Origin of the sequence: Marinobacter halodurans, assembly GCF_004327985.1 — a bacterium.
GTDB lineage: Bacteria > Pseudomonadota > Gammaproteobacteria > Pseudomonadales > Oleiphilaceae > Marinobacter_A > Marinobacter_A halodurans.
In genome coordinates, this window is record NZ_SJDL01000006.1 from 92,858 (window position 1) to 109,191 (window position 16,334).

Here is a 16,334-nt window from a genome sequence, read left to right on the forward strand (position 1 = left end):
GTGGACCGGATGACCTGTTTCGAAGGTAGCGTTAACTCGTGATTTGATCGGGAAGCGAAGGCAAGGGTATCCATTTGCTTCCCTGCACGAGTTTCATACCGATCCGTTCAGGAAACCGAGGTTCGCCTCAGCGAACCTCGGTCGACGAATCCATCTGGGCCTTGGAAAAGGCCGTGCCCACCGGCGGTTGCAGATAGAGCGAGTAGAGCACCTTGTCCAGCAGCGCCTGCCCGTTCCAGGCCGGCGCATGATTCACCAGGCCGACCACCGCCCAGGTGGTGTCGTTGGTGTCCCGCGTGAAACCGGCGATCGACCGCACGTTTTCCAGATAGCCCGTCTTGATCCGGCCCAGACCGGCCATACCGGTGTTGCGCAGCCGGCGATGCATGGTACCGTCCATCGCAATCAGCGGCATCGAGGACATCAGGTCGGCGGCATAGGGGCTCTTCCAGGCCGCCTGCAGGATCTGCGCACCCTGGCGGGCGCTGATACGGCTGTCCCGGGACAGACCGGAACCGTTGTCGATCACCAGACCGTCCGTATCCACGCCCTTGCCGGAGAGCCAGGACTTGATTTTCCGGATCCCCGCCTCGCGGTCGTCATCATCCGTCGGCAACCGGTTTTCCGCGCCAATGGCCAACAGCAACTGGCGGGCCATGACGTTGTTGCTCCACTTGTTGATGTCGCGGACCGTGGTGACCAGGTCCGGCGAGTCGGACGTCATCAGCAGGCGGGTATCGTCCGGGGTTTCGCCCGTGCGCCAGCGGCCGGTCATCAGCCCGCCCATCTGCGACCACACGGTGCGGATGGTGGCGGCGGTGTAGTCGGCCGCCGGCAGCAGCGACATGTATTTGGTGGTCCGGCAGCCCTGTGGCAGACGGCCGGTCACATGAACCGTGACCGTGCCGTCGTCGTGGTACGTCGGGGTCCAGTCGAAGTGATGGTGCGACGGACAGCGGCCGGCCGGCAGCATTTTCACGTCGTTGTCGATGATGACCGCATTCAGGGCCGGAGTCGTCCAGGCGGTGGTGCCCCGCTCGTCGGACCGGACCTGGAAATGCATCAGGTTGAAGTTGGTCAGGTAGGGCGAGGGTTGCACCAGGAACGGCGCATGGTCGTTGTCGCCGTTGTCATCGAATGTCGGCAGGCCGTTGGGCAGGTTGAACACCGTGCCGTCCAGCACCAGGTCGCCGTCGATGGTGTCGATGCCCATGCCGCGCAACTCGGAAAACGCGGACCACAGCCGCTCGAGTCCCAGGTGCGGATCGCCGGAAAGCGTCACATAGAGGTTGCCCTGCAGCGTATGGCCGACCAGTTGGCCATCGGTGGAGAACCGGGTTTCCCAGCGGTAGGTGGGGCCGAGGATCTCCAGCGCGCCGAAGGTGGTGACCAGCTTCATGATCGAGCCCGGACTCATGGGCGCATCGGCATTGATGTATTGCGGCAGACCCGGACCGTTGAGCGGCACGGCGGCCACGCTGATGGCCTGTTCGGTATCCATGGCCCGTACCGTGGCGTCCACGATGTTCTCGGACCACGGCGACAGTCGGGGACCGTCGGCCAGGGCAGAACCCGCAGACAGACCGGCAAGCAGTGTCAAAGCAAGGGACAGGGGGCGGACCCGACCACGTTTCCGTTGGAAAGCGGTTGTGGCTGGCATGTTTGTTCACCCTTGTGGTGTAGCGTCGAGTATCAGCACAAAGCGTTTGGGAGACACTGCGGGAGGCCGGTTATTGTCGCGGCTTTTCCCAGACTCGCCTTATAAAATAGCCCAGATGGCCTGGTTTCGCCTATGACTGATTTTTATACATAACGTTAATTCTGGCCAGTAAATGCATCTTTTGGCTCGAAATTGTTGTGAGTTGTAAAGGTTGCGGCAGGGCCGGCTGGAGCGTTCAGGCAATCCAGCCAACGGCAGGGCCCGGGTAATGTGTTGAAATTGCGATTATTCATGGCAATCGGCGATGCCTGCGCGGCGTCGGCCGATGCACAGACGACAAAGGATCGGACTCATGGGGAATCCATTGACATTTCATCTCGACATTCTCGGGTCGGCGCTGACCTCCACCCTGACCGCCTGGCGCGGCTGTATGGTGGTCCGCCAGGCGGAGCAGCCGGCCTTGCCCCTGGTGCTCTACGACATGGAGGGCTGCCCCTTCTGTCGCCGGGTCCGGGAAGCCCTGTCGGCCCTGCAACTGGATGTGGACATCCGACCCTGCCCGAAAGGCGGCCGCCGCTTCCGGCCCGAGGCCGAGCAGGTGGGCGGAAGGCAGCTGTTTCCGCTGCTGGTGGACGACAACACCGGTACCGTCATGTATGAATCCGCCGATATCGTGGCCTATCTTTTCCAGACTTACGGCGGTCGTCCGGTTCCCGCTTATTACCGTTCACGGCCTTACCAGCCGGCCCTGGGCAGCCTGGCCAGCGCGGTGCGTGGGTTGCGGGGAATCCGGGTGAAGGCATCGCGGCGCCCGGAAAAGGCGCTGTCGCTGTGGAGTTTCGAGGGCAGCCCTTATTCGCGCCCCGTGCGCGAGCGGCTGTGTGAGCTGGAGATTCCCTACCGGCTACACAACCTGGCCAAGGAACACTGGACCGAGATCGGCCCGGCCGTCCAGCGCATCAAGCCCGGTCCCTACACGCCGCTGCCCGGGGGCAAGCGCGAGGTGTTCTTCAGCCACCACCGACGGGTGCAGGTGCCTTACCTCGAAGATCCCAACACCGGTGAAGGCCTTTTCGAATCGGCGGATATCCTGCGCTACCTGGACCGGCACTACGCTGCAAAAGCGTCATGACCGGATCGCGATGGCTGACGTACAATCCCCTGTAACGGGCATGCCGGCCGCAGGCAGCCGGGCAACAGGAGGACGCGTCATGACGATTCCGTTCAGCCGTCGCCGCTTTCTGGGTGGTCTGACCGCCCTGGTGCTGCTGTCCCTGGCGCCCGCACTGGGAGCCCAAGCCGCACCTATCCGGCGCCCGATCCCGTCCACGGGAGAACGCGTGCCGGCGATTGGCATGGGGACCTGGCGGACGTTCAATGTCGGTTCCGACCTCCGTCTGCTCGACCAGCGTGCCGAGGTCCTGGAGCGCTTTTTCCGGGCGGGCGGTACCCTGGTGGACTCTTCCTCCATGTACGGTTCGGCGGAAGCCGTGATGGGGCGACTGCTGGAACGCCTGCAGCGTGAGGGCACCGTCTTCGCCGCCACCAAGATCTGGACCGGCGACGGGGACGCGACCCGCGAGGAGGCCGCCCATTCCCGTGAACTCTGGGGGATCGATCGGTTCGACCTGTTGCAGGTCCATAACCTGCTCGGGGTGGACGGTCATCTGCCCACCCTGCGGGCGATGAAGGCGGAGGGCCGCATCCGTTACCTGGGCGTCACCACTTCCCACGGGCGGCGCCACGACGACCTGGAGCGGCTGATGACGCGCGAGTCGCTGGATTTCGTCCAGCTCACCTACAACGTCCTGGACCGGACTGCGGAACAGCGCCTGCTGCCGCTGGCACGGGAGAAGGGCATTGCCGTGATTGCCAACCGACCCTTCCGGGGCGGGCGCCTCTTTGACCGGTTTGAATCCCGGCCGCTGCCTGAGTGGGCCGGCGAGGCCGGTGTCACGAACTGGGCCGAATACTTCCTTAAGTTCATCATCTCCCATCCGGATATCACCTGCGCCATTCCGGCCACCACGCAAGTGGAGCACATGCAGGAAAACATGGGCGCCCTCCACGGTCGACTGCCGGATCCGGTCCTGCGCCGCCGCATGGTCGAGTACCTGGGTTAGCCTCCATGGATTACGCGCTGCGCGATTTCCTGATGTTCACCCCCGAGGTGTACCTGCGTCTTTTCATTCGCTTCAACGAAGCCCTCTGGCCCTGGCCGCTGGTTTTCCCGGTGGCGCTGGCCGCACTGGCCGGCTTGCTGTCGCTGCCGCAGGGACGGGCGCGCCGGCTGGGCCTGTCGTTGCTGGCGGTCGGCTGGGTGCTGACGGCCCTGCTTTTCCTGCAGCGCTACTACCAGCCGATTCACTGGGGCATGACCTATGCGGTCTGGGGGTTCCTGGGGCAGGCGGTACTGCTGGCCCTGCTGGCGTGGCGCGTGACGCCCAACCGGATTCCGCTGGGTGTCGGCCTGCTGGGCGCGGTTGCCGTGATGGGGCTCTCCACGGCGAGCGCGCTCAGTGCCGGAACGCCGGAAGCCATGGGATGGCCCGGACTGACGCCGGACGCCACTGTACTGCTCACGGTGATGGCCCTGCTGGCCGTGCCCTGGAAACCGCGCTGCGTGTTGCTGGTGGTGCCTGTCCTGTGGTTGTTAACCAGCGCCCTGACACAATGGGCCCTGGAGCTGCGGGCGACGCTGCTGCCGCCCGTGGTCGGTCTCGGTGTGGCCCTCCTGGGGCTGTGGCCAGGCAGCCGCAGGCGCTCCCGGCGGAGACCCTGATCAGTCCCAGTCCGGGGCGATGTCGGGGTTGGCGATGCGTTCGTTGCGATCCAGTTTGTCGATGGCATCGATGTCGTCGATCGACAACTCGATATCCAGTGCCTCGAGGTTGGATTTCTGGTGTTCCGGTCGGGTGGAGGAGGGAATCGGCACAATGCCACGGGACGCGACCCAGGCAATGGCGATCTGGGCCGGCGTCGCGTTGTGCTGGTGGGCGATGCCTTGCAGGGTCTCATCGTCCATGACCCGGCCGACCGCCAGCGGCATGTAGCCGGTCACCTTGATCCCCAGTTCCTGCACGTGACTGACCACCTTGCGGTTGGCCAGGAACGGATGCACTTCCACCTGGTTGGTCAGAATGGGGGTATCGCCGAGGATCACCCGCGCGTTGTCCAGTTGCGCGTTGGTAAAGTTGGACACCCCGACAAACCGTGTCAGTCCCTCGCGCTGGGCATCCCGCAGGGCGTCGAGGTATTCCTCCATCGGCACCTCATCTCCGGGGGAGGGCCAGTGGATCAGCGTGAGATCGACGTGGTCCGTCTTCAGGCGCTGCAGGCTGTCCTTGAGGCTGTTCATCAGGTCGCTGTAATGCAGCCTGTCGTGCCAGATCTTGGTGGTCAGGAAAATGTCGCGGCGCGGGATACCACTGGACGTGATGCCGTCTCCCACCTCGGATTCGTTGTCGTACATCCGGGCCGTATCGATGTGGCGGTAGCCCAGTGACAAGGCACTGCGAACGGCGTCCCGTGCCGTATCGCCGGTAAGACGATAGGTCCCCATCCCGATGGGCGGCAAGGTATCCAGGGCCATGGCAACTCCCCTCTGCAAAATCGGTCAATATGGCGACGTAACGCACCGCGCTACGCACCAAACGGAAGGCGATGGCGCGCCTTCGCGCAGCCTTATTCCCGGGAGTCTCCGGAGGGCGGCTTCACGATCGATAGTGCCGGATGGGCAAGAGAGCAGATGACGACCCGGCGCCGACCGGATGCTCCTGAACTACTTCCTACGTTGGGACCAATTGCTTCGGTCTTCAAGTCCTTTTTCGCGGCTGTCGATATTTTTTGCGGGCAATTGGCCGGACTCACCACCGAACTGGCGGATACGCCCCTGTGCAAAGCCCCAGCCGCCGCCTACCCTGGGGATTCGATCAAAATAACAGGAGACCCCCCCCCATGTTGCAGGCCAAATACGACCATCGCGGTCCCGTCCCACAGGATGTGATCGAAGCGGTGGAAGCGGACACTCCCGAGCCGGGACCCGGCCAGGCATTGGTCAAGGTCCTGGCAGCACCGATCAACCCATCCGACGTGCTGACCCTGACCGGCGAGTACGGCATACTGCCGCCGCTGCCCGCCGTGGGTGGCAATGAAGGTGTGGCCGAAGTCGTGGCCCTGGGGCCCGATGCCCAGGGTGTGGATGTCGGCCAGACGGTGCTGCTGCCGGTTGGTATCGGCACCTGGGTCTCCCACGCCGTGGTCGACGCCCGCAAACTGGTGGCCCTGCCCAAGGAGGCCGACCCGCGCCAGATGGCGATGATGACCATCAACCCGCCCACGGCACTGTTGATGCTGAGCGAATTCGTCGATCTGCAGGAAGGCGACTGGGTGATCCAGAATGCGGCCAACTCCGGTGTCGGCGGCTACCTGATCCAACTGGCGAAGATCCGCGGGTTGAAGACTGTCAACGTGGTGCGCCGGGAATCGGCGGTCGAGGGCGTTACCGCCCAGGGTGCGGACGTGGTGCTGGTGGATGGCCCGGACCTGCACAAACGGGTGAAGGAAGCCGTCGGGGACGGCGCCATCAAGCTGGCCATCGATGCCGTTGGCGGCGCGTCCACGGACCACATCGCCGACTGCCTGCAAGAGGGCGGCACCCTGGTCAACTACGGCATGATGAGCGGCGAGCCGTGCCAGCTCACACCGCGCAACCTGGTGTTCCGCAACATCACCGCCCGCGGCTTTTGGCTGGCGAAATGGTTCGAACAGGCGTCCCGCGAGGACCAGATGAAGGTCTTTGGCCAGCTCACCAAGCTGATTGCCACCGGCAAGCTTCAGGCGAAGATTGCAGGCGAGTATGATGTCTCGCAAATCAAGGAAGCGGTGGCGGCCGCCGCGGCCGGGGAGCGCAACGGGAAGATCCTGGTCGTGCCGGCCTGAGGCACCCTGGAGGGCGCCCGTGGGCGCCAGGCCACCGCGCAACCCAGTCGGAGACAACTCGATGATGACCGGTCAATGCCTGTGCGGTGGCATCCACTATGAATACGCGGGTCGCCTCGGCCCAATCGCCCTGTGCCACTGCAGTCAATGCCGGCGGGCGCAGGGCAGCGCTTTCGCCGCCAATAGCCCGGTGCAGAAAGTCCACTTTCGCGTGACCCGGGGCGACGAGCTCGTCAAGGAATTCGAGTCGCGCCCGGGCAAGTACCGGGCGTTTTGCCGCGAGTGCGGCAGCCCGCTCTACAGCCGGGTCGATGCTATCCCGGGGATCCTCCGATTGCGGGTGGGCACCCTGGATGGTCCGGTGAACCAGTCTCCGGCGTACCATGTGTACGTTGGCTCCAAGGCAGACTGGTACACGATCACCGATGACCTTCCCCAATATGAAAAAACCGAGCGCACCAACGATCCCCACTGACCCCGTCAGGCCCCGGGGCGACCATGCCGAATCCCCGGTGGTTCAAATCGACGGTCTGCGCAAGCATTTCCGCTCGGGCGGCGAGGACATCGCCGTGTTCGACAACTTCGGCCTGACCCTGGCGTCGGGGCAGTCGCTGGCCCTGGTAGGGCGCTCGGGATCGGGCAAGAGCACGCTGCTCAACATGCTGAGTGGGCTGGAAGGCTGGTCGGCCGGGTCGATAACACTGTTTGGCGAGTCCCTGGCGGCGGCATCGGCGCGCTGGAGTGAACTGCGGCGTTGTGCGATTGCCACCGTGTTCCAGGAAGCCAACCTGATGCCGGCCCTGACGCTGCTGGAGAACGTCCGGCTGCGTGCCGACATTGCCGGCCGGGACGGCGCGGATGCGAAGGACTGGCTGGACCGCCTGGGCATCGGCTCCCTGGCTGCGCGTTATCCCGACCAGGTCTCGGGTGGCCAGCGTCAGCGCGCGGCCCTGGCCATGGTCTTTGGCATGCAGCCGCGTCTGCTGCTGGCCGACGAACCCACCGGCAGCCTGGACGGGCATACCGCCGCCGACGTGGCGGACGTGCTGTTCGAGTTCCAGCGGGCCCAGGGATGCCCGATGATCCTGGCGACCCACGACCCGGCCCTGGCCAAACGCTGTGACCACACCGTGAGCCTGGGAGGCTGACATGACCCGGCGCAGTCTCTGGCTTGCGAGCGCCAGCCATTACCGCCGCCATCCGCTGCAAGGGGGTGCCCTGCTGCTGATCATCATCCTGGCGACGGCGCTCTGGTCGGGCGTCTGGGACCTGACGCGCCAGGCCCGCCAGAGCCTGCAGCAGGGCACCGGCATGCTGGAGGGATTGCAGGAAATCCGCCGGGAGGATGGCGCGGCGCTCACGGTGGCCGATTTCGTGCACCTGCGTCGTTCCGGCGTCTGTGTGTTGCCCTGGCTCGAATCGACGCCACCAACCGGGCAGGGGCGCGTCATCGGTATCGATCCGCTGTCGCTGGGCTGTTTTGCCGACGCCGGCATGCCGCGGCTGTCGCAACGCCTGCAGGACGGCCCGTTCGAGGATATCGGCAAGGTGATCGATCAGGCGCCGGCGCCAACCGCCGTGGCCGGACTGCGCCTGATGGCGCCGTCGGCGCTGGACTCCCTGCCAGCCGGCTATCGGGCGGTACCGGCCGAGCCGCGGTTGGCGACCGGGGAACTGGCCGACAGTTTCCTGTTGAACCTGGACGCGCTCTGCATCCTGGTGCTGTTGATCACCGGGCTGCTGGTACGCAGCGTCTACCTGCTGGGATTGTCCCAGCGTCGCGCGGGGACGCTGCTGCTGATCCGGTTCGGCGTGACGCCCGCCCGGCTGCGTGGCCTGCGGCTGGTGGAACTGGTGGTCGTCTCGCTGCTGGGCGCCGTTCCGGGCACCCTGCTGGGCTTGCTGATGGCGCAGCTGTTTGCCCAGGGGTTCGCGCGGGTCATGAGCGGCCTGTTCGACGTCACCCTGGTGGCCGATGCGGTGTCCTGGATGGCCTGCCTGCCGGTTCCGGTGATGATTGGCCTGGTCCTCGTCTGGTGTTGGTTTGACCGGCCCGAAGGCGAAGGCAGGCACCGGTTAGGGTCCTGTCGCTGGGGTTGTGCTGCCGCCGTCCTGCTGCTGGGGGTTGCCGGCTTGCTCCTGGCCGATACGCTGGTCCTGGTCTTCCTCGCGCTGGCCCTGGTTTTCCTCGGTGTGGGGCTGCTGACGCCAGCGTTGCTGAGCCGGGGACTGGACCGGGCGGCTGGCTCGACCAGCCGACCCATGCGTCAATGGTCGTTGCGAGAGCTGTCCGTGATGATCCGGCGCCTCGGCCTGCCGGTGGTTGCGTTGCAGTTCGCCGCCGCCACGGTGATCGCGATCCAGGCGCTGGTCAGCACGTTCGAGGCGACGTTCTACCAGTGGCTGGACCAGCGCCTGCAGGGGGACGTCTACCTCGAGATCCGGGATACCGCCGAACGGTCTGCCCTCACCGATGCCCTGGGCCGCCTGGATCTCGTCGATCACTGGTACACCGTGCAGCGGGACCGGGCCGAACTGATACAGCCGCAGACCCAGTCCGTGGATTTGCTGGCACTGCCGTCCGACTCGCTGCTGCTGCACCACTGGTCGTTCCTGGGCGCCGCTGCCGATCCCTGGGCCCGGCTCAGCGAGGGGCAGGTTATGGTCAATGAACAACTGGCCCGGCGTCTGGAGCTGGAGACCGGGGACCGCCTCTGCTATCGCATCGCAGGCCAGGATGTCTCGGCCACGGTGGCCGCGGTCTATGCCGACTACGGCCGACCCAGCGGCGAACTGCTGGTGGCGGAATCGTCCCTGCCCGCTGGGTTCCGGGCGGGCTTCACCAGTATCACGGTCGAACTGGCCGACGGCGCCTCGCCCGAGGCGTTGGGCGCCGCACTGGCCCGCACCCTGCCGGATATGGCCCTGGACCAGCGGGATACCGCCTCGGTTCGTGAGCTGGCGACGCGGATCTTCGAGCAGACCTTCCTGCTGACCCGGGCCATCAGCATGCTGACCCTGGTGCTGGCTGCTGTGTCGCTGCTGGTGCTGGGCTGGGTGTTCTTTGGCACCCGGCGCTGGTATTTCCATCTGCTGCGGGTCTGGGGTATCGGTCGACGGGAACTGCGCGGGCGCATCAGCGGTCTGTCCGTCTCGGTCACCCTGATGGCCTGTCTGGCAGCTTTGCCGTTGGGTATCCTGCTGACCTGGGTGCTGGTGGCCCGGATCAACCCGCTGGCCTTTGGCTGGTCGCTGCCCATGGCGATCTACCCGTTGTTCTGGCTGCAACTGGTGGTTGTGGCGGGCGTGATCGGGTTGGCGATTGCCTGGCTGATCCAGCGTCGTCTGGGCGAGCGGCCACCGGAACCGGTGACGGTGGGGCAACTGCAGGGGGCGGAGCGATGAAATGGCTGGTTGGAGCGCTGGCGGCCTTGCTGCTGGTGGGCTGCGAGCCCCAGGAAGACGCACCACAGGGCTTTGCCGGTCTGGGACAGTCCTTCGACGCCCAGGCGGGCCAGGCGGGCTTTGCCCAGCCGGCGCCGGGCGATCGCATCCAGTTACCCCGGGACCTCGGGCCGCACCCCCGCTATCGCATTGAATGGTGGTATCTCACCGCCAACCTGACCACCGCCGGGGGCGATCCATTGGGGTTGCAGTGGACCCAATTCCGTCAGGGGCTGAAACCGCACCCGCCGGATGCCGATCCACCACCTCCGGAGACCTGGCCAATGCAGTCGGTCTGGATGGCCCATGCGGCGGTGTCGCGCCCCAACGACCACCACTTCACCGAGCGACTCGCCCGCGGCGGTATCGGCCATGCCGGCGCCACGGCGGCGCCGTTTGCCGTGTGGCTGGACGACTGGTCCCTGACGGCCACGGAAGACGGCGATTGGCGGCTCCACGTCCAGGCCGGCGACTGGGGATACGACCTGACCCTGACCCCGCGGAGCGAGGCGATACACCATGGCGATCACGGCTTCAGCGCGAAGTCGTCCAGTGGCGAGGGGTCCATGTATTTCAGCTTCGTGGACCTGACCATCCACGGCACGGTGACCGTCAACGGCGAAACGCTGGATGTGCAGGGCAGCGGCTGGTTCGATCGGGAGTGGAGCAGCCAGTTCCTGCGGTCCGACCAGCAGGGCTGGGACTGGATGGCACTGCAACTGGACTCCGGCGAACGGGTCATGGCGTTCCGGTTGCGGGAGGAACAAGGAGCCTTCCTGGCCGGGACCTGGATCAGCGCCTTCGGCGAGGTGGTACCCCTGACCGGCGACGACTTTACCCTGCAACCGCTCGAACAGCAGTCCTTCGCCACGGGGACCGTGCCGTCGCGCTGGCGGCTGACGATTCCCAGCCGTGAGGTGGAGATCGAAGTGGACGCCATGGCCGGCAATTTCTGGAACACCGGTCTTTACCCTTATTGGGAGAGCCCGGTCACAGTGTCGGGCTCGCACAGCGGGCGCGGTTACCTGGAACTGACCGGCTACGCCGAGTGAAGCGGACGGTGACGGGCGCATTTATTGCTTTAATGGAATGGAGACCGGTATCAACACAACCCGCGAGGATCGCCCGTGACCCACATCCTGATTGCCCCGGATTCGTTCAAGGAAAGCCTGTCGGCCACGGAGGTGGCTGAGGCCATCCGCGAGGGCGTGGCCCAGGCCCTGCCCGAGGCGACGTTCACCGAATTGCCGTTGGCGGATGGCGGTGAAGGGACCCTGGAGGCGCTGGTAACGGCGGCGGGCGGCCGGTACGAAACCACAGAGGTGACCGGGCCCGACGGCAATCCCGTGAAGGCCCGGTTTGGCCTGATCCATGACGACCGCACGGCGGTGATCGAGATGGCCGAGGCCAGCGGTCTGCAGCGCCTGCCGAAAGCCCGGCGCAACCCGATGAAAACCACCACCCGGGGCACCGGGGAGCTGATCGTCGATGCGCTGGACCTGGGGGTGGAACAGGTCATCCTGACCCTGGGTGGCAGCGCCACCAACGATGGCGGACTGGGCATGGCGCAGGCGCTGGGGGTCAAGGCGCTGGATGCTGCCGGCAATCCCATCGGTCCGGGCGGGCAGGGGCTGTTGGACGTGGCATCGCTGAACCTGCACGGGCTGGACACCCGGGTGCCCGCCACCCGTTTCCGCATCATCTGCGACGTCGACAATCCGCTGACCGGCCCCAACGGGGCAACCTATGTGTTCGGGCCCCAAAAAGGGGCAACGGAGGACATGCTGGTTGCCCTGGACCAGGGGATGGCCCGTTACGGAACCCTGCTGGAACAGGTCGTCGGCCGCAAATTGGCGGAGATGCCCGGTGCCGGAGCCGCCGGCGGCATGGGGATGGCCGCGTGCGGTTATCTCGGCGGCCGCCTGGAGCCCGGCGTGGATGTGGTCATGGATGCGGTCAGGCTGCGCGAGCATCTGAAGAAGGCGGATCTGGTGATCACCGGTGAGGGCCGGATCGACGGGCAGACCGCCCGCGGCAAAACCCTGGCGGGGCTGGCGCGGGAGGCCGGCCAGGCCGGCGTGCCCGTAGTGGCGCTGGCCGGCAGCGTGGGCGAAGACTACGACGAGGTGCTGGCGTGCGGACTGGCGGCCGTGTTCGGCATCACGCCATCGCCCATGGATCTGTCCGAGGCCCTGGCCGGGGCCGCCGACAACCTGCGCCGGGTGGCGCGGAATGTGGCGGCGCTCTACCGGTTAGGGTGCTGACAGGCGCAGGATCTCGCCGTCGTGGGCATCGGTCAGCAGCCAGATGGAACCATCCGGCGCCTGCTTGACCTCCCGGATGCGCTTGCCCAAATCGGTTAGCAGGTCTTCCTCTTCCACCACCTGCTCCCGGTCATTGACCCGCAGCCGGACCACTTTCTGGAACTTCAGGGCGCCGACGAACAGGTCGCCGCGCCATTTCGGGAACATCTCGCCGTCGTAGATGGCCAGCCCCGACGGGGCAATCGACGGATCCCAGTAGTGCAGCGGCTGGGCCATGCCCGGTGCCCGGGTCCGGTCGGTGATCGGCAGGCCGCTGTAATCGATACCGTAGGTGATTTCCGGCCAGCCATAGTTGGTGCCGGCGCGGATGATGTTGACCTCGTCGCCGCCCCGGGGCCCGTGTTCGTGACTCCAGATTTCCCCGGTGACCGGATGGCGGGCCATGCCCTGGATATTGCGGTTGCCGTAGGTGAAGAAGGTCTTGCGGGCGCCGTCCTTGTCCAGGAAGGGGTTGCCCGGTGCCGGTTGGCCATCAATGGTGATGCGATGGACGCCGCCGGCATCGTCGGACAGGTCCTGGGCGCGTGGTTTGTCACCCCGGTCGCCCACCGGCACGTACAGGTAGCCGTCCCGGTCGAAGGCCAGGCGCCCGGCAAAGTGGCGGGTGGTGTTGGAGCGGGGCAGGGCCTCGAAGATGACGTTGACGTTCTCCAGGGCGCCATCCCGGTATTCGGCGCGGGCGACCCGGGTGGTGCGACCCTCGCCGGTCTGGTGGGCGTAGCTCAGGAAAAGCAGGCGGTTGTCGTCGAACTGCGGGTGCAGGATCACGTCCAGCAGGCCGCCCTGGCCGCCCACCGCGACTTCCGGCACGCCGCTGACCGGCGTTTCCAGCAGCTCGCCGTCGCGCAGGATCCGCAGGCGGCCAGCCCGCTCGGTCACCAGCACATCGCCACCCGGCAGGAACGCCAGCCCCCAGGGATATTCAAGCCGGGCGGCCAGGGTATCGACCCGGAAGTCGTGATAGCGGGATTCATAGACATCGGCTTCCGCCATGCCGGACAGCAGCACGGCGGCCAGCAGCGAGAAGAAGCCGCGAAGCGAGTGGTGCAACGGGGAGGGGATCATCGGGGTTGCCTCCTGCAGACGATGGGAATGCCCTGGTTGCTTGGATGGTTCCAATGGACAAAGGTTCATCGCAACCTTTTGAAATCGACCGCCCCCCGTGTGCCATACTGACCCTGCAACGCTTTTGAACCGGGTTCGGCCCAGAACCTGGTCCGACACAAGGAGACACTGAATGTCTGATCATCATGTCTACAAGAAAGTCGAGATTGTGGGTTCCTCCAGGACCGGCATCGAAGACGCCATCGAGAACGCGTTGGCGGAGTGCAGCAAAAGCGTGGACAACGTCGAGTGGTTTGAAGTGACCGAAACCCGCGGCCATGTGGTGGACGGCAAGGTGGCGCATTACCAGGTCGTCCTGAAGGTCGGGTTTCGTATCCAGGGGAGTTAGGGGCCGGCAAACGGCCCCTGTCCCGGTGCATCCGGCCTGAAACCGGATACGGCGCAGACGCCTAGACCGTATCCGCCGCCGCGCCTGTCTGGACCCGCCACTGCGCCGCATAGTGGCCGTCCCGCGCGATCAACTGGTCGTGGGTGCCTTGCTCGGTGACCTCGCCGTCCTGGACCACGGCGATCTGGTCGGCGTGCACGATGGTCGACAGGCGGTGGGCGATCATGATGACGGTGCGATTGTGGCCGATGCGCCGCAGCGAACGCTGGATCGCGGCTTCGGTCTCGTTGTCCACGGCGCTGGTGGCTTCGTCCAGCACCAGGATCGGCGGATCCTTGAGCAGCGCCCGGGCCAGTGACAGGCGCTGGCGCTGGCCACCGGACAGGCGCACGCCGCGCTCGCCCACCGCCGTATCCAGGCCCTCCGGCAGGGCTTCGATAAAGCCCCAGGCTTCGGCCGTCCTTGCCGCCTCGATGATGTCGTCGTCGGTGGCTTCCGGACGCCCGTAGGCGATGTTGTCGCGGATCGTGCCGTCGAACAGGTAGACATCCTGGCTCACCAGACCAATGGCCTGGCGCACCGAGTTCAGGCTGACCTCCTGGATAGGGTGGTCGTCGATGCGGATCGTGCCGTGCTGGACATCGTAGAAGCGCAGCAGCAGCTTGATCAGGGTGGACTTGCCGGAGCCGGTGGCGCCCACCAGGGCGAGGGTGTGGCCGGCCGGTACCTCCAGGCTGATGCCCTTGACGCCCGCGCCGCTGTTGCCATAGCGGAACTGCACGTTGTCGAAGCTCACCGCGCCGAGAACCGGCTGGGGCAAAGGCGTGGTGACGTTGTCCCGCACATGCACCGGCTCTGCGATCAGGTCCAGGATACGGCGGGTGCTGGCCATGGCCCGTTCGAACTGGTCGACCACTGCCGCCAGCCCGGTCATCGGCCACAGCAGGCGCTGGGTCAGGAAGACCAGCACGCCGTAGGCCCCCACGTTCAGCTCGCCGTCCAGGGCCATCATGCCGCCGATCATGAACGTCGCCAGGAAGCCGAACAGGATCGCCATCCGGATCAGCGGAATAAACGCGGAACTGATGCGGATGGCCTTACGGTTGGCCTGGACATACTCCTCGCTGGCCTGGCGCAGGCGCTCCGCCTCGCGGGCTTCGGAGGTGAAACTCTTGATGGTGGCGATGCCGCCCAGGTTGTTGGCCAGGCGGGTGGACAGGTTGCCCACCTTCTCGCGCACATCGGCGTACAGTGGCCCGGCCTTCTTCTGGAAGTAGAACGCGCCCCAGACGATGACGGGAATCGGCGTGAACGCCAGCAGGGCGATCAGCGGCGAGATCACGAAGAACACCAGGCCCACGGTGAGAATCGTCACCACCACCTGGATCATGGCGTTGGCGCCGCCGTCGAGGAAGCGCTCCAACTGGTTCACGTCGTCGTTCATGGTGGCCACCAGTTGGCCGGAGCTGCGCGATTCGAAGAAGTGCATGTCCAGCCGCTGGGCGTGCTCGTAGGCATCCTGGCGCAGGTCCGCCTGCAGGGCCTGTGAGAGGTTGCGCCAAAGGATCTGGTACAGGTACTCGAAGATCGATTCCCCCGCCCAGATGAGGAACGTCAGCAGCCCCAGTACCAGGATCTGCGACTGGGCGGAGGTGAAGCCGAGGGACGCGACGAAGCTGGATTCCTTGTTCACCACCACGTCGATGGCGATACCGATCAGGATTTCCGGCGCGATGTCGAACAGCTTGTTGATGATCGAGCAGGTGCTGGCCGCGATGATGTGACGGCGATAGCCGCGGGCGTATCGCAGCAGCCGGCCGAGGGCCTGGAAACTGCTGGTGTTGGAGCTGGACATGAAGACTCTCCGAATCGGGCAGACCCGTCAGACGAAACAGGGAGTTAACGGGGTCGGGAAGGCGCACAGACTAGCTGAATTCGCCCGGTGTTAAAAGCGAATCATTATCAGGCCCGGGTGCCCGCAATCAGCGCCGGATGTGCTTCTGCAGCCAGCGGTCGAGCTGATCGGCAAAGGCCTTGCGATCGGTCTGGGAGTAGCCGGATGGCCCGCCGGTCATCTGGCCGGCATTGCGCATCTCCTCCATGAAATTGCGCATCGCCAGGCGCTGGCGAATGTTGTCCGGAGTGTAGACCTGACCGCGTGGATTGAGTGCGCGGGCGCCCCGTTCGATCGCCTCCGCGGCCAGCGGGATATCCTGGGTCACCACCAGGTCGTTCTCGGACAGCAGCTCGACGATCTCGTTGTCCGCCACATCGAAACCCTGCGGCACCTGGCGTGTCCTGATAAACGGTGACGGCGGCACATTGATGCGCTGGTTGGCGACGAATGTCACGTTCACTTTCCAGCGGTTGGCAGCGCGGCAGAGGATTTCCTTAACCGGGATGGGGCAGGCGTCGGCGTCGACCCAGATGGCCATAATGAGTTCTCCAGTCAGTCGCGCCAAGGATACGCCAAAACGATGGCCGGGGTGAACGGTCAGGTTCTGCCGGGGGC

Annotated in this window: 15 protein-coding genes; 10 read left to right on the forward strand and 5 right to left on the reverse strand. The window is 65.6% G+C overall.

Annotated elements, in window-relative coordinates; all coding sequences use genetic code 11:
* Window positions 1–127: 127 nt before the first annotated feature.
* Window positions 128–1,660 carry a D-alanyl-D-alanine carboxypeptidase/D-alanyl-D-alanine endopeptidase gene (gene dacB, locus EZI54_RS05490; RefSeq protein ID WP_131479864.1) on the reverse strand — a complete coding sequence of 511 codons (1,533 nt, stop codon included), beginning with the start codon at window positions 1,658–1,660 and terminating at the stop codon, window positions 128–130.
* Window positions 1,661–2,012: 352 nt separating this feature from the next.
* Between dacB and EZI54_RS05495 the strand changes: the two genes are divergently transcribed.
* The 3 genes from EZI54_RS05495 to EZI54_RS05505 all read left to right on the forward strand — a co-directional run bounded on the left by EZI54_RS05495 (window position 2,013) and on the right by EZI54_RS05505 (window position 4,442).
* Window positions 2,013–2,792, forward strand: a complete 780-nt coding sequence (locus EZI54_RS05495) for a glutathione S-transferase N-terminal domain-containing protein (RefSeq protein ID WP_131479866.1) — start codon at window positions 2,013–2,015, stop codon at window positions 2,790–2,792.
* A gap of 79 nt (window positions 2,793–2,871) precedes the next feature.
* The gene (locus EZI54_RS05500) at window positions 2,872–3,783 is read left to right on the forward strand and encodes an aldo/keto reductase (RefSeq protein WP_131479868.1); all 912 of its coding nucleotides are present in this window, start codon (window positions 2,872–2,874) and stop codon (window positions 3,781–3,783) included.
* 5 nt (window positions 3,784–3,788) lie between these two features.
* A complete protein-coding gene (locus EZI54_RS05505) occupies window positions 3,789–4,442 on the forward strand; it encodes a hypothetical protein (protein WP_131479870.1) in 654 nt (217 codons plus the stop codon).
* On the opposite strand, the gene dkgB is transcribed toward EZI54_RS05505, so the two are convergent.
* The gene (gene dkgB / locus EZI54_RS05510) at window positions 4,443–5,252 is read right to left on the reverse strand and encodes a 2,5-didehydrogluconate reductase DkgB (protein WP_131479872.1); all 810 of its coding nucleotides are present in this window, start codon (window positions 5,250–5,252) and stop codon (window positions 4,443–4,445) included. It abuts the gene before it with no gap.
* Between the two features lie 365 nt (window positions 5,253–5,617).
* Here dkgB and EZI54_RS05515 point away from each other — a divergent pair, with 365 nt between their 5' ends.
* From EZI54_RS05515 to EZI54_RS05540, 6 genes are all read left to right on the forward strand, one after another.
* Window positions 5,618–6,601, forward strand: coding sequence for a zinc-dependent alcohol dehydrogenase family protein (locus EZI54_RS05515; protein ID WP_131479874.1), 984 nt, complete (start codon window positions 5,618–5,620; stop codon window positions 6,599–6,601).
* A gap of 61 nt (window positions 6,602–6,662) precedes the next feature.
* Window positions 6,663–7,076 carry a GFA family protein gene (locus EZI54_RS05520; protein WP_131479876.1) on the forward strand — a complete coding sequence of 138 codons (414 nt, stop codon included), beginning with the start codon at window positions 6,663–6,665 and terminating at the stop codon, window positions 7,074–7,076.
* A complete protein-coding gene (locus EZI54_RS05525; RefSeq protein WP_131479878.1) occupies window positions 7,042–7,749 on the forward strand; it encodes an ABC transporter ATP-binding protein in 708 nt (235 codons plus the stop codon). Before EZI54_RS05520 ends, EZI54_RS05525 begins: the two co-directional genes overlap by 35 nt.
* 1 nt (window position 7,750) lies before the next feature.
* On the forward strand, window positions 7,751–10,006 hold the full coding sequence (locus EZI54_RS05530; protein ID WP_131479880.1) for an ABC transporter permease: 2,256 nt from the start codon (window positions 7,751–7,753) through the stop codon (window positions 10,004–10,006).
* Window positions 10,003–11,097, forward strand: coding sequence for a lipocalin-like domain-containing protein (locus EZI54_RS05535; protein WP_131479881.1), 1,095 nt, complete (start codon window positions 10,003–10,005; stop codon window positions 11,095–11,097). The genes EZI54_RS05530 and EZI54_RS05535 overlap by 4 nt, the downstream gene beginning before the upstream one ends.
* A 75-nt stretch (window positions 11,098–11,172) precedes the next feature.
* Window positions 11,173–12,309: a glycerate kinase gene (locus tag EZI54_RS05540; protein ID WP_131479883.1), complete on the forward strand. Its 1,137-nt coding sequence runs from the start codon at window positions 11,173–11,175 to the stop codon at window positions 12,307–12,309.
* Here EZI54_RS05540 and EZI54_RS05545 read toward each other — a convergent pair.
* Window positions 12,298–13,434, reverse strand: coding sequence for a PQQ-dependent sugar dehydrogenase (locus tag EZI54_RS05545; RefSeq protein ID WP_207389154.1), 1,137 nt, complete (start codon window positions 13,432–13,434; stop codon window positions 12,298–12,300). The genes EZI54_RS05540 and EZI54_RS05545 overlap by 12 nt on opposite strands.
* Window positions 13,435–13,606: 172 nt before the next feature.
* Between EZI54_RS05545 and EZI54_RS05550 the strand changes: the two genes are divergently transcribed.
* Window positions 13,607–13,822: a dodecin gene (locus tag EZI54_RS05550; protein ID WP_131479885.1), complete on the forward strand. Its 216-nt coding sequence runs from the start codon at window positions 13,607–13,609 to the stop codon at window positions 13,820–13,822.
* A gap of 61 nt (window positions 13,823–13,883) precedes the next feature.
* Here the strand turns inward: EZI54_RS05550 and EZI54_RS05555 are convergent, their stop codons facing one another.
* Both EZI54_RS05555 and EZI54_RS05560 read right to left on the reverse strand, forming a co-directional pair.
* Complete coding sequence (locus EZI54_RS05555) at window positions 13,884–15,677, reverse strand: ABC transporter ATP-binding protein (RefSeq protein ID WP_131479887.1); 1,794 nt, start codon at window positions 15,675–15,677, stop codon at window positions 13,884–13,886.
* Window positions 15,678–15,804: 127 nt separating this feature from the next.
* Window positions 15,805–16,257: a YaiI/YqxD family protein gene (locus tag EZI54_RS05560; RefSeq protein ID WP_131479889.1), complete on the reverse strand. Its 453-nt coding sequence runs from the start codon at window positions 16,255–16,257 to the stop codon at window positions 15,805–15,807.
* Window positions 16,258–16,334 lie beyond the last annotated feature (77 nt).